At 71.5% G+C, this 16,078-nt stretch carries 12 protein-coding genes; 9 read left to right on the top strand and 3 right to left on the bottom strand.

Going from position 1 to position 16,078, the window contains the following annotated elements; translation table 11 throughout:
* Positions 1–20: 20 nt before the first annotated feature.
* Entirely contained in the window at positions 21–1,817 is a 1,797-nt protein-coding gene (locus tag ACIBJC_RS06175) for an ABC transporter ATP-binding protein (protein ID WP_399288628.1), read from the top strand.
* The gene (locus ACIBJC_RS06170) at positions 1,814–3,658 is read left to right on the top strand and encodes an ATP-binding cassette domain-containing protein (RefSeq protein WP_399288625.1); all 1,845 of its coding nucleotides are present in this window, start codon (positions 1,814–1,816) and stop codon (positions 3,656–3,658) included. Before ACIBJC_RS06175 ends, ACIBJC_RS06170 begins: the two co-directional genes overlap by 4 nt.
* Before the next feature lie 36 nt (positions 3,659–3,694).
* On the opposite strand, the gene ACIBJC_RS06165 is transcribed toward ACIBJC_RS06170, so the two are convergent.
* Entirely contained in the window at positions 3,695–4,300 is a 606-nt protein-coding gene (locus ACIBJC_RS06165; RefSeq protein WP_399288622.1) for a response regulator transcription factor, read from the bottom strand.
* A gap of 270 nt (positions 4,301–4,570) precedes the next feature.
* Here ACIBJC_RS06165 and htpX point away from each other — a divergent pair, with 270 nt between their 5' ends.
* On the top strand, positions 4,571–5,476 hold the full coding sequence (gene htpX, locus ACIBJC_RS06160; RefSeq protein WP_399288619.1) for a zinc metalloprotease HtpX: 906 nt from the start codon (positions 4,571–4,573) through the stop codon (positions 5,474–5,476).
* 29 nt (positions 5,477–5,505) lie between these two features.
* A complete protein-coding gene (locus tag ACIBJC_RS06155) occupies positions 5,506–6,096 on the top strand; it encodes a hypothetical protein (RefSeq protein WP_399288617.1) in 591 nt (196 codons plus the stop codon).
* Between the two features lie 3 nt (positions 6,097–6,099).
* Here the strand turns inward: ACIBJC_RS06155 and ACIBJC_RS06150 are convergent, their stop codons facing one another.
* A complete protein-coding gene (locus ACIBJC_RS06150; RefSeq protein ID WP_399288615.1) occupies positions 6,100–6,957 on the bottom strand; it encodes an SMP-30/gluconolactonase/LRE family protein in 858 nt (285 codons plus the stop codon).
* Between the two features lie 150 nt (positions 6,958–7,107).
* Positions 7,108–8,103: a LacI family DNA-binding transcriptional regulator gene (locus tag ACIBJC_RS06145; RefSeq protein ID WP_399289786.1), complete on the bottom strand. Its 996-nt coding sequence runs from the start codon at positions 8,101–8,103 to the stop codon at positions 7,108–7,110.
* A 320-nt stretch (positions 8,104–8,423) separates the two neighbouring features.
* On the opposite strand from ACIBJC_RS06145, the gene ACIBJC_RS06140 reads away from it, so the two are divergent.
* The 5 genes from ACIBJC_RS06140 (at position 8,424) to ACIBJC_RS06120 (ending at position 16,044) form a co-directional block, all read left to right on the top strand.
* Complete coding sequence (locus ACIBJC_RS06140) at positions 8,424–9,347, top strand: carbohydrate ABC transporter permease (RefSeq protein WP_399288612.1); 924 nt, start codon at positions 8,424–8,426, stop codon at positions 9,345–9,347.
* Between the two features lie 2 nt (positions 9,348–9,349).
* A complete protein-coding gene (locus tag ACIBJC_RS06135; protein WP_399288609.1) occupies positions 9,350–10,297 on the top strand; it encodes a carbohydrate ABC transporter permease in 948 nt (315 codons plus the stop codon).
* Between the two features lie 90 nt (positions 10,298–10,387).
* Entirely contained in the window at positions 10,388–11,734 is a 1,347-nt protein-coding gene (locus ACIBJC_RS06130) for an ABC transporter substrate-binding protein (RefSeq protein WP_399288606.1), read from the top strand.
* 114 nt (positions 11,735–11,848) lie between these two features.
* Positions 11,849–13,900, top strand: coding sequence for a beta-galactosidase (locus ACIBJC_RS06125; protein ID WP_399288604.1), 2,052 nt, complete (start codon positions 11,849–11,851; stop codon positions 13,898–13,900).
* A 107-nt stretch (positions 13,901–14,007) separates the two neighbouring features.
* Positions 14,008–16,044 carry an RICIN domain-containing protein gene (locus ACIBJC_RS06120; RefSeq protein ID WP_399288601.1) on the top strand — a complete coding sequence of 679 codons (2,037 nt, stop codon included), beginning with the start codon at positions 14,008–14,010 and terminating at the stop codon, positions 16,042–16,044.
* Positions 16,045–16,078: the final 34 nt, after the last annotated feature.

Below are 16,078 nucleotides of genomic sequence, written 5' to 3'. Positions count from 1 at the left end.
GTGAGGAGGACGCCTTCCCGATGGTGTTCCCCCGTCGCGGAGTCCGCGAAGCGGCGGCGACCGGACCCGCTCTGCTGCGCGGCGCCGCCCGGCACAGCGCGGGCCGCACCGCCGCCGTCCTGGTCTGCTCGGCCGCGTCCGCCGGCGCCGCCCTCGCGGCGCCCGCCGTGGTCGGCCGGACCCTCGACCTGCTGCTGTCCCGCTCCCCCGGTGCCGGGTACGGAGCCGATGCCTGGCTCGTCCTGTGTGCCGCGGTGGTCACGGCGGAGGTCCTCCTCGACGCCCTCGTCGCACTGATCGGCGGCGTCACGAGCGCCCGCTCCACCGCCTGGCTGCGGATGCGCGCCCTGACGGGGCTGCTCGCCTCGTCGCCGGAGCGCGGTGGGAAGCTCGCGCCCGGTGATGTGGCGACCAGGCTGTCCGCGAACGCGACGGAGGCCGGTACGGCCCCGGTGAGCGCGGCGGCCCTCGCGGCGTCGCTCCTCGCCCCGGCCGGAGCGCTCGTCGCGCTGTTCCTCATCGACGGGTGGACCGCCCTGGCCTTCCTCACCGGGCTGCCGCTGCTGGTGCTGGTGGTGCGCGCCTTCGCCCGCGGCTCGTCCGACAGCGTGGCGCGCTACCAGCGGGTCCAGTCGGACATCGCCTCCCGGCTCGTCGAGGCGCTCGGCGGGGCGCGGACCATCGCCGCCGCCGGTACGGCCGACCGCGAGCGCGACCGCGTCCTGGCGCCACTGCCCGAACTGGGCGTCCAGGGGCGGCGGATGTGGCGCGTGCACGGCCGGGCCGTCGCCCGCAGCGGTGTGCTGATGCCCCTGCTGACGACCGGGGTCCTGGCGGTCGGCGGCGTCCGGCTCGCCTCGGGCGCGATCAGCGTCGGCGAACTCCTCGCCGTCTCCCGGTACGCCGCCCTGGCCGCCGGGGTGGGCGCGGGCACCGGGCTGCTGGGCGCGCTGATCCGCAGCGGGGCCGCGGCCAGCAGGACCGCCGAACTCGTGGCGCTGCCCGCCCTGGCACACGGCAGGGGTTCGCTGCCGGCCGGCGGGGCCGGCACGCTCACCCTGCGGGGCGTCCGGATCGTACGGGACGGCCGGCGGCTGCTCCACGACGTGGACCTGGAGATCCCCGGCGGGGTCACGGCCGCCGTGGTGGGGCGTTCCGGGGCGGGCAAGTCGACGCTGGCCGCCGTCGCCGGACGGCTCACCGACCCGGACGCGGGCCACGTACTGCTGGACGGGGTGCGGCTGGAGACCCTCGGCCGTACGGAGTTGCGCCGCGAGGTCGGCTACGCCTTCGAGCGGCCCGTCCTCTTCGGCGACACGATCGGCGAGGCGCTGGCCTGGGGCGCCGAGCGCGCCCCGGCGGACCGGACCAGGGCGGCGGCCGGGGCGGCGGGCGCGGACGCCTTCGTACGGCTGCTGCCGCACGGGTACGACACCCCGCGGACCGGGGCGCCGCTGTCCGGGGGTGAACTCCAGCGGCTGGGGCTGGCCCGCGCCTTCGCGCACGCGGGGCGGCTGCTGATCCTGGACGACGCGACGTCCAGCCTGGACACCGTGACCGAGCGTCAGGTGGAGCGCGCCCTCGCCCGGGACGTCCGGGCGTCCACCAAGCTGATCATCGCCCACCGGCTCTCCTCGGCCGTGCGCGCCGACGTGGTGGTCTGGCTGGAGGAGGGACGGGTACGGGCGGTGGCACCGCACGCGGAGCTGTGGCGGTCCCCGGAGTACCGCGCCGTCTTCGCGCCGCCCGGCGGGAACGCGGACTCCGTACCGGCGGGCGGGAGGCCCGAGGAGACCGGGGCGGAGGGTCCCGCGTGACGGCCACGGAGGTACGGGAGGGGGCGGGCCGGAAGACGGCGGGGCGGCCCGCGCGGGAGGGCCGGGGCACGCTGCGCCGGATCCTTCCGCCGGGCCGCCGTTTTCTGCTGCGCAGGAAGGGGGTCCTGGTCAAGCTCGCCGGATGGTCCCTGCTGGAGTCCGCGCAGACCTTCCTCGGCGGCTACTGTCTGGCGCGCGCGCTCGACCAGGGGTTCCTCGCGGGCCGTACCGGGACCGGTCTCGGCTGGCTGGCCGTGGCGGCGGTCGCGATCCTTGCCGGGGGGCCGCTCGTGCGCGGTGTGTTCGCCCAACTCGCCGCGCTGGTCGAGCCCTTGCGGGACGGGCTGGTGCGCCGGGCGGTGACCCGTTCGCTGGAGGCGGCGGTGGCCGATCCGGCCCGCGCGGACGGCACGGCGGTCTCCCGGCTCACCCACCAGAGCGAGATCGTCCGGGACAGCTTCGCCGGACTGGTGCTCACCGCGCGGTCCTTCGTCTTCACCGCGGTGGGCGCGCTGGCCGGGCTGCTGGCCCTCGCCCCGCAGTTCCTGCTGATCGTGGCGCCGCCGCTGGTGCTGGGACTCGCCCTGTTCCTCGCCACCCTGCCGCCGATGGCCGCCGCCCAGCGCGCGTTCCTCGACCTCGACGAGGCCGTCGCCGACCGGGCGGGCACGATCGGCGCGGGGCTGCGCGACATCGTCGCGTGCGGGACGCAGGCGGAGGTGGCGGACTCCGCGGCGCGGCTGATCGACGCGGGCGCGCGGGCGTCGCGCGTGCTGGCACGGTGGGCGGCCGTCCGTACCCTGGCGCTGGGGGTCGCGGGCCAACTGCCGGTGATCCTGCTGCTGGCCGCCACGCCCTGGCTGCTGCGCCAGGGGGTGACTGCGGGGGCCCTGATGGGGGCGCTGACGTATCTCGTCCAGTCGTTGCTGCCCGCCCTGCACACCCTGATGACGGCGCTCGGCGCGGCGGGTACCCGGCTGCTGGTGGTGCTGGAGCGATTCGACGACGGAGCGGGCGGAGCGGCGGGGTCCGAGGCCGGGGAGCCGGAAACCGTACCCGGGGCGCGGTCCGTGCCCGGGGCGCGGTCCGTACCTTGCGCGCGCCCCGTACCCGGGGCCCGTCGCCCGCCTCCCGCGGCGGAGCTGCGGTCCGTGACCCTGGCGTACGGACCTGGCGCGCCGCCGGTGCTGGACCGGCTCGATCTGACCGTCGCGGAGGGCGAGCACCTCGCGGTGGTGGGGCCGAGCGGTATCGGCAAGTCGACCCTGACGAGTGTGCTCGCGGGGCTGCTCGCCCCCGACGAGGGGGCCGTCCTGCTCTCCGGGCAGCCCGTGGCGGGCCGGACCGCGCGCGATCTGGCGGGGCTGCGCGTGCTGATCCCGCAGCAGGCGTACGTGTTCACCGGAACCGTACGGGAGAACCTGTGCCAGCTCCGTCCGCACGCCTCGACGCGTGAGCTGGTGCGCGCGGTGGAGGCGCTGCACGCGAACGAGTTGGTGGGCCGGCTCGGCGGGCTGGACGGGGCGGTGGAGCCGGGCACGCTCTCCCAGGGGGAGCGCCAGATGCTGGCCCTGTGCCGGGCCTATGTCTCCCCCGCCGCCCTGATGGTGCTGGACGAGGCCACCTGCCATCTGGACCCGGTCGCCGAGGCGCGGGCCGAGGAGGCGCTGGCGGAGCGTCCCGGCGCGCTCGTCGTCGTCGCGCACCGGTTGTCCTCGGCTCGGCGCGCCGGGCGGGTCCTCGTCCTGGACGGCACCAGGCCGGAGTGCGGGACCCATGGCGAGCTGCTGTCCGGATCGGCCCTCTACCGCGATCTCACCGGCCACTGGCAGGCCGGCTGAGCCGGGGCCTCTCTATCAGAGCCGGGAGCCCTCCCCTCAGAGCCAGCCGGCGCCCTGGGAAATCCGGACGGCGTCCATCCGGTTCCTGCCGCCGGTCTTCCTTATCGCGGCGGCCAGGTAGTTGCGAATCGTGCCGTTGGACAGGTGCAGGGATCTCGCGATTTCCTCGATCGGCGCGCCTTCCGCCGCCAGGCCGAGGACGCTGAGTTCCCTCGGGGTCAGCGGTATCTTCCCGGCCTGGAGAAAATCGAAAGCGAGTGATTCGTCAATGAATCGCTCCCCTCGCGCGACGTTGCGGATGGCGTCCACTAAACGTCCCGGCTCCCCGTCCTTGTCGACATATCCGAGCGCCCCCGCGTCAAAAGCCTTACGGAGTGATCCGGGCTTCTGTGCGCTGGCCAGAACCAGGAGGGCCGGTTGACAGCCCAGTTCATCACGGGCGGACGTGGCTCTTTCGATGTACGCCGAGGAAGCCGGACAGTCGATATCGGCTACGTAGACATGAGGGGGAACACCGTACGGACCACGCAATGCGGTGCGCCCCGACGCCGACGACACGTCGAACATTTTTTCGGTACGCAACAACGCCACCAGCGCCGAACGAAACAGTCCCACCCCGTGCACCACAAGAACCCGGATCATGCAGCACCTCCCTATTCCACCCTCTACATTCCTTCGTCTACCCAGAGAAATGATGGTCATTTATTCCTGTCGTATACAGACCAACGCCCGGATCGATCCCGCGGGAACACGCCGCGTGGCAGCACAGGGGGCACTTTCTCCGCCCGTGCGAGCCCCCCTGTACAGCAGTGCGCCACCGTGCGCCCCCTCCGCGCGCACCCATACACCCCCCTTATCCCGTTTGGCGAGGAAAGGAGGAAAATGGCAGGAGAGAGAGTGAGTGGAGGGACGATGACACGTAACCGCTACACCCCGGACCGCGGTCTGACCACGCGCATGGTGACGACCATGTTCCTGATCGGTCTGCTGTACGTGGTCCTGGTCGGTGTGCTGCTGGCGGTGCTGAACCACGCCTGGCCGATCATCCTGATCTTCGCCGGTGGTCTGTTCGTCGCGCAGTTCTGGTTCAGCGACAAGATCGCGGCGTTCAGCATGGGCGCCCGCGAGGTGACGCCCGAGGAGGCGCCGGCCCTGCACGGCGCCGTCGACCGGATCTGCGCGCTGGCCGACATGTCCAAGCCCCGCGTCGCCATCGCGCAGAGCGACCTACCCAACGCCTTCGCCACCGGGCGCAGCGAGCGCACCGCGCTGATCTGCGCCACGACCGGGCTGCTGCGCCGGCTGGAGCCCGAGGAGCTGGAGGGCGTCCTCGCCCATGAGATGTCCCATGTCGCGCACCGCGATGTCGCCGTCATGACCATCGCCTCGTTCCTCGGGGTGCTCGCGGGGCTGATCACCCGGATCGCGCTGTGGGGCGGGCTGGCCAGGAACGCCCGCAACGCCGGCCCGGCCGGGATCGCGATCATGCTGATCCCGCTGGTCAGCGCGGTGGTGTACGCGGTGGGCTTTCTGCTGACCCGGCTGCTCTCCCGCTATCGCGAGCTGTCGGCGGACCGGGCCGCCGCGCTGCTCACCGGCCGGCCCTCGGCGCTGGCGTCCGCGCTCACCAAGGTCAGCGGCCAGATGGCGCGCATACCGACGGAGGACCTGCGGAAGGCGGAGCCGTACAACGCCTTCTACTTCGTCCCGGCGTTCTCCTCGAAGGAGAGCCTCGGCCGGCTGCTCTCCTCGCACCCGACGCTCGAACAGCGGCTGGAGCAGCTCGCCCGTATCTCCGCCGAACTCGCCCGCCCGTGACCGACCCCGCACGTGAAGGAGCTGGTCCCGTGGGCCTTCTCGACACCATCCTCGGCCGCAGCAAGCCGGTCCGCCCCCAACTCGATCAGCTCTTCTCCCTCCCGTCGGCCGCGCTCACCCTCGAAGCGGGCGCGGGGTACGTGCCCACCGGGCTCGGCTCGGTCTGCTTCGCGGGCGTCGAGGGCGGCGGATTCGCGCGGATCCGCCGCGACGTCCAGGAGTTGCTGGACGCGGACACGGCGCGGCAGGGGGCGGGGGTCCCCGTCACGTTCAGCCAGGACGCGTACGGCTACACCTGGCTGCTCTCGCAGCGGTCACCCGACGACGCGGCCTCGCTGGTCAACGATCTGCACGCGGTCAACACACTGCTCCAGGACGGCGGTTTCGGGCCGCAGCTCCTGTGCTCCCTGGTCGGCTTCCGGGACGCGGAGGGACGGCCGCTGGCCCTGGTCTATCTCTACAAGCGCGGCACGTTCTATCCGTTCGCCCCGCTCCCCGGCGACGCCGAGAAGCGGGACAATCAGCGGGAGTTGCAGGTCAGAGCGGTGCTCGGGGACGATCTGCGGATCGAGCCCGACCTCGCGCGCTGGTTTCCCGTCTGGGGCGCGCCGGGGCTGTGAGCGCTATCCGGCGTACGGCAGCGGCGCGCGTCCCGCGATGCCCGGCTCGACGGTGAACACGGCGCCCGCCGCCGGGTCCTCACCGTCGGGTACGTTCTCGCGCGAGGTGGTGATGAACAGGCGCCGGTAGTCGTCGCCGCCGAAGGCGCAGGCGCTGACCTGGCGGGCGTTCACCTCCACCACCGTGTCGAGCACGCCCTTCGCCGTGTAGCGGCGGACCGCGGAGCCGCCCCAGAGCGCGACCCACACGCCCCCCTCGGCGTCCACCGTGATGCCGTCGGGCGCGCCGTCGGCGGGGTCGACGCGCACCCAGGGCTCGGGGGTGGCGAACCGGCCGCTCTCCGGGTCGACCGTCACCCGGGCGATGGACTGGGTGGGGGTGTCGACGTAGTACGCGAAGTCACCCTCCGGGGACCAGGCCAGACCGTTCGAGATGGTCACGCCGGTGTGGACGACGGAGGTCTCGCCGCCGGGGGTGAGCCGGAAGACGCGGCCGGCGCCGGGGCGGGTGTCGTACGCCATCGACCCGCAGTAGAAGTTGCCGGCCGGGTCGCAGCCGCCCTCGTTCATCCGGATCGTGGGGTCGCTCCACAGCTCCTCGCCGCGGGTCACCGTCCCGTCGGGCGCGATGAGCGCGAAGCCGCGTTCGACCGCCGCCACGACGCCGCCGGAGGTACGGGGCCGCCAGGCCGCCGCGACCTGGCCGAGGTGGTGGCGTCCGGGGGCCCGCGTGCCGTCGGCGCCGAAGGTCAGCAGGTCCCCGGCGAGCATGTCGACGACCCTCAGCTGGCCGGTCCCGGGGTCCCATCCGGGCCCTTCCCCGTGGTAGGTGACGACTCCGGTCCACTGCTCCGCGCGCATGCCCGCCCCTTTTCCTCGTCACATCACCGTGATGATCGCTGCATGCTAATCCCTGCCCGGGGGAGCCCGGCCGGCAGCCGCGCCCGGCCCCTCCCCCGTCGCCGCCGTCCCAGCCTCAGCCCTCTGTCCTCTGTCCTCAGCCCTCAGCCCTCAGTCCTCCGGCCGGGGCGGCGGAGCGGTGGATCCGCGGATCACCATCCGGGTGGGGACGAGGGTGGTGCCGCGCTCCTCCTCGTGGGTGTTGATCTGGCGCAGCGCGCCCTCCACGCAGCGCCGTCCCACCTCCGCGAAGTCCTGGTGGACGGTGGTGAGCGGCGGCACGTACGAACCGGAGTCCGGGATGTCGTCGAAACCGACCACACTCACCTCTCCGGGCACCGCGCGGCCGGACTCGTGCAGCGCGCGCAACAGGCCCAGCGCCATCTGGTCGTTGGCCGCGAAGACCGCGGTGCACTCCGGCTCCTCGGCCAGCCGCAGCCCCGCCCGGTACCCCGACTCCGCCGACCAGTCGCCGCGCAGCGGTGGGGGCACCGGGCGCCCCGCCTCGCGCAGGGTGGCGCGCCAGGCGTCGGCCCGCCGCTGCGCGGCGAAGGACTCCTCGGGCCCGGCGAGATGCCAGACCGTGGTGTGTCCGAGGCCGAGCAGGTGGCTCACCGCCTCGCGGGCGCCGCCCGCCTGGTCGGTGTCGACGACGCTGTAGCGGTGACCGGCGTTCGAATCGGCCACCACCACACCGACGTTGGGGGGCAGGGTGACCGTGGCGGCGTCCAGCAGATGGACCTCCATGATCACGATGATGGCGTCCACGGCCAGCTCGCCGAGCCGGGTGAAGGCGCCCCGTACCTGGTCCTGGGTGGGCATGGCGACCGGGAGCAGCGTGGTGGCGTACCCCTGCTGCGCCGCCGAGGTGGCGATGGCCTCCAGGGTGCGGACGTTGCCGGTGGTGGAGAGGGTGAACAGGATGATGCCGATGGTGCGGAACTCGCCGCTCTTCAGGGCGCGGGCCGCGCTGTTGGGCCGGTAGCCCAGCTCCTTCATCGCGGCGAGCACCTCCTGGCGCGTCGCGTCGACCACGCCCGGGTGGCCGTTGGAGACCCGGGAGACGGTCTGCGAGGAGACGCCCGCCCGCCGGGCGACGTCCGCCATGGACACCCGGCGCCGCCGGCCCCGCGCCCCCTGGCCCGCTTCGGCCCGCGGCAGCGGTTCGTCCGACCCCGCCGCCCGCTGGGCGCCCTCCACCGTCTCCGCCACTCCCGCTCCCGCGCTTCCCGTCGTCGTAACCACCGCGACCTGCTTGATTCAACTGAGACCAGCCGAAATCTTGACGCCCCACCGGGGCCGATGCAAGCATCCCATCCATCGATGTTTACGTAAACATCAGCGCCGCGACCCTCTTCGGGCCACGGCTCGATACGGACGTTTCCACCCGGCGGCCGGGTGCCGAGGACGACCAGCGAGGAACAGCCATGACGACGTTGTCACCGCCCTCCACAGCGGGACTCCCCGCCCTGCCACGGGGCCCACGACGCAGGCGGGCCCTGATCGGCTGGGGCTTCATCGGCCCGTTCATGGCGGTCTTCGCCCTGGTCTTCCTCGCGCCGATCTGTTACTCGATCTATCTGAGCGTCTTCCGGACCCAACTCGTCGGCGGCACCTCCTTCGTCGGCTTCGACAACTACCAACGTGCGCTGGAGGACCCGAACTTCTGGGCGGCCCTGGGCCGGGTGACCCTCTTCCTGGCCGTCCAGGTACCGGTCATGCTCGGGATCGCGCTGCTGGTCGCGCTGGCCATCGACAGCGGCAGGCTCTACGGCAAGAACTTCTTCCGGATCGCGATCTTCCTGCCGTACGCCGTACCCGCCGTGGTCGCCGCCCTGATGTGGGGCTTCATGTACGGCACCCGCTTCGGCCTGGTCGGCAACATCAACGACGCCTTCGGGGTCTCGCTGCCCGACCCGCTCTCCTCCGGCCTGGTGCTCGCCTCCATCGGCAACATCGTGACCTGGGAGTTCGTCGGCTACAACATGCTGATCTTCTACTCGGCGCTGCGGGTCATCCCGCACTCGCTCTACGAGGCGGCGGAGATCGACGGCGCGGGACAGCTCCGGATCATCGGCGCGATCAAGCTGCCCGCGATCCGGGGCGCGCTGGTCATCGCCACCATCTTCTCGATCATCGGCAGCTTCCAGCTCTTCAACGAGCCGAGCATCCTCAAGAACCTGGCGCCCAACACGATCACCACGGACTTCACGCCGAACTTCTACACCTACTCGCTGGCCTTCTCGGGCCAGCAGCACAACTACGCGGCCACGGTCGCGATCATCATGGGTGTCTTCACCATGATCATCGCCTATGCCGTACAGCTCCGCGGCATGCGAAAGGAAGCGTGACGATGGGAGCCACCGCCCCTGCCCCCGTTGCCCCGGGCGAGAAGCGCGCGCCCCGCCCCGTCACCCGGCTGCGCACCCCCCGGTCCGGACAGCGGCACAGTGTCAACCGGCCGCGCCGCAGTGTGCTGCTCACCGTGCTGACCGGTCTGGTCCTGGTCTACGCGCTGGTGCCGCTCGTCTGGCTCGTCATCAACTCGACGAAGACCCAGAACGGCCTGCTCAGCTCCTCGGGCCTCTGGTTCGACAGCGACTTCGCGTTCTTCGGGAACATCGCCGACACCCTCACCTACAACGACGGTGTGTTCGTCCGCTGGCTGCTGAACACACTGCTGTACGTCGTGGTGGGAGCCGGCGGCGCGACCTTCCTCGCGGTGCTCGGCGGCTACGCCCTCGCCAAGTTCGAGTTCCCCGGCAAGCGCGGTGTCTTCGCCGTGGTGATCGGCGCCGTCGCCGTCCCCGGTACGGCGCTGGCCGTCCCGACCTTCCTGATGTTCAGCAAGATGGGGCTGACCGACACCCCCTGGGCGGTGATCATCCCCTCGCTGATCTCACCGTTCGGCCTCTATCTGATGTGGGTGTTCGCCGCCGAGGCGATCCCCACCGAGCTGCTGGAGGCCGCCAGGATCGACGGCGCGAGTGAGATCCGTACCTTCTTCACGGTCAGTCTGCCGCTGCTCGCCCCCGGCATCGTGACGGTGCTGCTGTTCACCGTGGTCGCGACCTGGAACAACTACTTCCTGCCGCTGATCATGCTCAAGGATCCGGACTGGTACCCGCTCACCCTCGGACTCAACTCCTGGAACGCGCAGGCCCAGACCAACGGGGGCGAGGCCATCTTCAACCTGGTCATCACCGGTTCCCTGCTCACCATCGTGCCCCTGATCGCCGCGTTCCTGCTGCTCCAGCGGTACTGGCAGTCGGGGCTCGCCGCCGGAAGCGTCAAGGAGTGACGTCCGCCCCACCACACTCCCCCGTTTCCCGACTCTCCCGCGTTCTCCCCGCTTTCGGCAGTTCTCTGACAACGAAGTGAGATGACTCTGATGTTCAACACAACGCGCCGCACCGTGCGCGGCGCAGGTCTGGCCTCCGTACTCGCCCTCGCCCTCACCCTGACGGCCTGCGGCGGCTCCTCCGACGACAGCGGCGGTGGCGGCGACTCCGGGAGCCCGGAGGACGTCAAGGCGGCCCTCGACAAGGGCGGCGACCTGACGGTCTGGACCTGGGACAGCACCATTCCCCAGGTCGCGAAGGACTTCGAGGCCGCGCACCCCAAGGTGAAGGTCAAGGTCGTCAACGCGGGCACCTCGAAGGACGAGTACACCGCCCTCCAGAACGCGATAGCGGCGGGCAAGGGTGTCCCCGACGTCGCGCAGATCGAGTACTTCGCGCTGAGCCAGTTCTCCCTCTCCAAGTCCGTCACCGACCTCGCCCCGTACGGCGCGGACAAGCTGGGCGACTCCTACTCCCCCGGCCCGTGGAACGCGGTGAAGACCGGTGACGGGGTCTTCGGGCTGCCCGTGGACTCCGGCCCGATGGCGCTCTACTACAACAAGAAGGTCTTCGACAAGCACAAGATCGCGATCCCGACCACGTGGGACGAGTACGTCACCGCGGCAGAGAAGCTGCACAAGGCCGACCCGAAGGTCTTCATCACCGCCGACACCGGCGAGGCGGGCTTCGCCACCAGCCTCATCTGGCAGGCCGGCGGCCACCCGTACACGGTGGACGGCACCGATGTGAGCATCAACTTCACCGACGCGGGCAGCACCGCGTTCACGAAGACCTGGCAGAAGCTCATCGACGGCAAGCTGCTGGCGCCCGTCACCTCCTGGACCGACGAGTGGTTCAAGGGACTGGGCGACGGCACCATCGCCACACTCGCCACCGGCGCCTGGATGCCCACCAACCTCAAGACGGGCGCCCCCGCGGCCGCGGGCGACTGGCGGGTGGCCCCGCTGCCGCAGTGGAAGGCGGGCGCGAAGGCCAGCGCGGAGAGCGGCGGCAGCTCGCTGGCCGTGCCCTCCGCGGGCAAGAACAAGGCGCTCGCCTACGCCTTCACCGAGTACGCCGCCGCCGGCGCGGGCGTGAAGTCCCGCATCAAGGACGGCGCGTTCCCGGCCACCACCGCCGATCTCACGTCCAAGGAGTTCCTGGACACGAAGTTCGACTACTTCGGCGGCCAGCAGATCAACAAGGTCTTCTCCCAGTCGGCGACCGAGGTCGTCCCCAACTGGACGTACCTGCCCTTCCAGGTCTACTCGAACTCGATCTTCAACGACACCGTCGGCAAGGCGTACGTCTCCGGCACACCCCTGTCGGAAGGTCTCGCCAACTGGCAGAAGCAGTCCCGCGCCTACGGCACGGAGCAGGGTTTCACCGTCAAGTAACACCGGCCGGCCGGGGGTGACGGGCGGCGGCGACCTCGCCGCCGCCCGTCACCGCCCGGTGCCCGCGGTCCGCCCGGACCGCGCGGATCCGGCACGATCTTCCCGAGGAGCAAGATGACCCGCGCCCCGTCGCCCCGCTGGCTGCGCCGGCCGCACGACGCCCCCGCACCGGGGTTCGCCTACGGCGCCGACTACAACCCGGAGCAGTGGCCGCGCGAGGTGTGGCACGAGGACATCCGGCTGATGCGCGAAGCCGGTGTGAACATCGTGTCCCTCGCCATCTTCTCCTGGGCCCGTATCCAACCCGCCCCGGACGTCTGGGAGTTCGGCTGGCTGGACGAGATCATGGATCTCCTGCACGCGGGCGGGATATCCGTCGACCTGGCCACGGCCACCGCGTCGCCGCCCCCGTGGCTGACCACACTGCACCCCGAGATCCTTCCCGTGGGACCGCACGGCGAGACGGTGTGGCCGGGCGCCCGCCAGCACTGGCGGCCCACCTCCCCGGTGTTCCGTACCTACGCGCTGAAGCTCGCCACGAAGATGGCCGAGCGGTACGGCGGTCACCCGGCGCTCGTCGCCTGGCATGTCTCCAACGAGCTGGGCTGCCACAACATCTACGACTTCTCCGACGACGCGGCCCGCGCCTTCCGGATCTGGCTGGCCGCCCGCTACGGCACGGTCGAGGCGCTCAACCACGCCTGGGGCACCGACTTCTGGTCCCAGCGCTACACGGAGTGGGGACAGATCCTGCCGCCCCGGCTCGCCGCCTCGCACCCCAACCCGACCCAGCAGCTCGACTTCAAGCGGTTCTCCTCGGACGCCCTCAAGGAGCATCTGCGCGCCGAGCGCGAGGTGCTGTACCGGCTCACCCCCGAGGTTCCGGTCACCACCAACTTCATGGTGATGGGCGAGACCAAGGGCATGCACTACGCCGACTGGGCGCGTGAGGTGGACTTCGTCTCCAACGACCACTACGTCCATCCGGGGCCGCAGGGCCTGGACGAGCTGTCGTTCTCAGCGAACCTCACCGGCTCGATCGCGGGCGGGCATCCGTGGTTCCTGATGGAGCACTCCACCAGCGCGGTCAACTGGCAGCCGGTCAACCTGGCCAAGCGTGAAGGGGAGTTGGCGCGGGACTCGCTGCTCCATGTGGCGCACGGCGCCGACGCCGTCTGCTACTTCCAGTGGCGGCAGTCCGCGGCGGGCGCCGAGAAGTACCACTCGGCGATGGTGCCGCACGCCGGTCCCGACAGCGAGGTGTTCCGCTCGGTGACCCGGCTCGGCGCGCTGCTGGGCGACCTGTCCGAGGTCGCGGGGTCCACCCGGCGCCCCGCGCGGGCGGCGATCCTCTTCGACTGGGAGTCGTGGTGGACCAGCGAGCAGGACTCCCACCCCTCCTCCCTGCTGCGCTACCGGCAGGAGGCGCTCGACTGGTACTCCGCGTTCCTGGCCCTCGGGGTACGGGCCGACGTCGTCCACACCGGCGCCGAACTCGGCGGCTACGACCTGGTGGTGGCGCCGGTGCTGCATGTGGTCCCGCGCGCCCTCGCCAAGGAGCTGAACAGCTTCGTCGAGAACGGCGGCCATCTCGTCACCACCTACTTCTCCGGTGTGGTGGACGAGAACGACCATGCGTGGCTGGGCGGTTACCCGGGCGCGCTGCGCGATCTGCTGGGCATCAGGATCGAGGAGTTCGCCCCGCTGCCCGACGGCCGGAGCGTCACCCTGGACGACGGTTCCACCGGCACGCTGTGGACGGACCCGATCACCCTCACCGACGACACGGTGGAGGTGCTCGCCTCGTACACCTCCGGTGACCAGGCGGGCCGCCCCGCGATCACCCGGCGCGCGGTGGGCCGGGGTTCCGCCGCGTACGTCTCCACCCGGCTCGGCGCCGAGGGGGTACGCGGCGTGCTCGCCCGGCTGCTGGACGGCGCCGGGGTGAGCGGCGACCTGCCGGAGACCGCCCGGGGCCGGGTCGAGCTGGTGGTGCGCGGCCACGGCGCCACCGACTACTGGTTCCTGGTCAACCGCACCGACGAGCCCGTCGAACTGCCCGGTGTGGACGGGACCCTGCTCGCGCTGACGGCCGGGGCGGACCAGCGCTCCGCCGGACAGCCCCTCGTTCTGGGCCCGCGCGGCGTCGCGGTGGTACGCCGCTGAGGGCTTCCTCCGCAGAAAAGAGAAGGGACGTACGACCTCGACCACCGTGACAGGCACGTGCGCAGTTCTCCCCCGATGACGCGACGAGGACAAGGGAAGACCCCACGATGAAGCGACCACGTACCATCCGGCATCTGCCGGCGGCCCTGGCCGTCGTCCTGGCCACCGGCGGTGTGCTGGCCGGCGGACCGCTGCCGGCCGCCACCGCGGCCGAGCCGGGCTCCGCCGTCACCGTACGGCCGGACCCCTCGTACCAGGGACAGAAGTTCGAGGGCTGGGGCACCAGCCTGGTCTGGTTCGCCAACGCGACCGGCGGCTATCCCCCGGCGATCCGCGAGAAGCTCGCCAAGCTGGTCTTCGGCGACGACGGTCTCGCGCTGAACATCGCCCGGTACAACATCGGCGGCGGCAACGCCCCCGACGTGAAGGACTACCTGCGCGCGGGCGGCGCGGTGCAGGGCTGGTGGAAGGCGCCGGAGGGCACCACGCGCGAGGACACCACCTGGTGGTCGGCGGACGACCCGGCCGACTGGAACCCCAAGGCCGACGCCACCCAGCGCTGGTGGGTGAACCGGATCGCCAAGGACATCACCCACTGGGAGGCGTTCTCCAACTCCCCGCCGTGGTTCATGACCGAGAGCGGCTACGTCTCCGGCAACTTCCAGGCCGGCCAGGACCAGCTCAAGCCCGAATCGGTGGACGACTTCGCGGCGTATCTGACGGGCGCCGTGGAGCGGCTGGAGAAGTCGAGCCGGATCAAGGTCGACACCATCGACCCGTTCAACGAGCCCAACACCTCCTACTGGGGCACCACCCTGGGCCCGGACGGCGAGCCGGTCGGGGGCAGGCAGGAGGGCGCCCACGTCGGCCCCGAGCGTCAGCAGCAGGTCATCAAGGCGCTCGCGGAAAAGCTGGGCACATCCAGGACCGACGCGGTGATCTCGGCGATGGACGAGACCAACCCGACGACGTTCGCCCGCAACTGGGAGTCCTACCCGCAGGACGTACGGGATCTGGTCTCCCAGCTCAACGTCCACACGTACGGCACCGGCGGCAGGACCACCCCGCGGGACATCGCCAAGGCGGCCGACAAGCCGCTGTGGATGAGCGAGGTCGACGGCGACTGGGGTGACGGCCAGGACTTCACCAGCATGAAGCCGGGGCTCGGGCTGGCGAAGCACGTGGTGGACGACCTGCGTGAACTGGAGCCCACCGCTTGGCTGTTCTGGCAGCCGGTGGAGGACTACGACAACATGAAGCCGGGCGGCGAGTCCGCGAAGGGCGGCAACTGGGGCTCCATCCAGGTGCCGTTCAGTTGCACCGCGAAGGACACCCTGGAGACCTGCCCGGTCCGGACCAACACCAAGTTCAACACGGCGCGGAACTTCACCCACTTCATCAAGCCCGGCGACCGGCTGGTGAAGACGGACGACACCGCGAGCGCGGCGGCCGTCTCCGCGTCGGGACGGGGCGCCACCGTCGTCCACGTCAATGACACCGCGGCGGCGCGCGCCGTGACCGTGGACCTCTCCGGCTTCGGCCGGATCTCCCGGGACGCGAAGGTCACCCCGGTGGTCACGGACGTGAGCGGCGCTCTCGTCAAGGGCGCTCCGGTGGCCGTGAAGGGGGGCGGCGCGACCGTCACCGTACCGGCCCAGTCGGTGACCAGTCTGCTGGTCACGGGGGTCTCCGGGGTCGCGAAGGACGCCGCGGAGCTCCAGCGGGGACACACCTACACCCTGACGGGTGTGGGCAGCGGCAAGTCGCTCGACGTCTCGGACGACGCCACCGGCACCGTCATCCGCACCACCGACACGGCCGACACCGGCCAGCGGTGGCGGATCGAGAAGGTGTCGAACGGCACCGGCAACCGGGACCGCTACGTGGTGCGCAACGCGGAGCGGAAGCTCCGGCTGGCGGTACGGGACGGCGCGGCGGTGCTGGAACCGGACCGGGGCAGGGCCGGGCAGGCCGCTCAGTGGGTCCTGTCCACCACCGGTGACGGCACCTACACCCTGGTCGGCGCGGAGAGCGGCAAGCTCCTCGAAGTCCCGGGCCAGGCCACGGCGGGCGGCTCGCGGGTCTCGGTGTGGACGCCCAACTCCGGTACGAACCAGCGCTGGAAGGTCACCGACCTGACATAGGCGGTATCGCGGAAAGAAGCCGAGGACCGGCCCT

The sequence above is a fragment of the Streptomyces sp. NPDC050509 genome, from assembly GCF_044457965.1.
Taxonomy (GTDB): Bacteria; Actinomycetota; Actinomycetes; order Streptomycetales; family Streptomycetaceae; genus Streptomyces.
The sequence above is the reverse complement of the archived record's forward strand: the minus strand, read 5'-3'. Positions and strand labels throughout refer to the sequence as shown.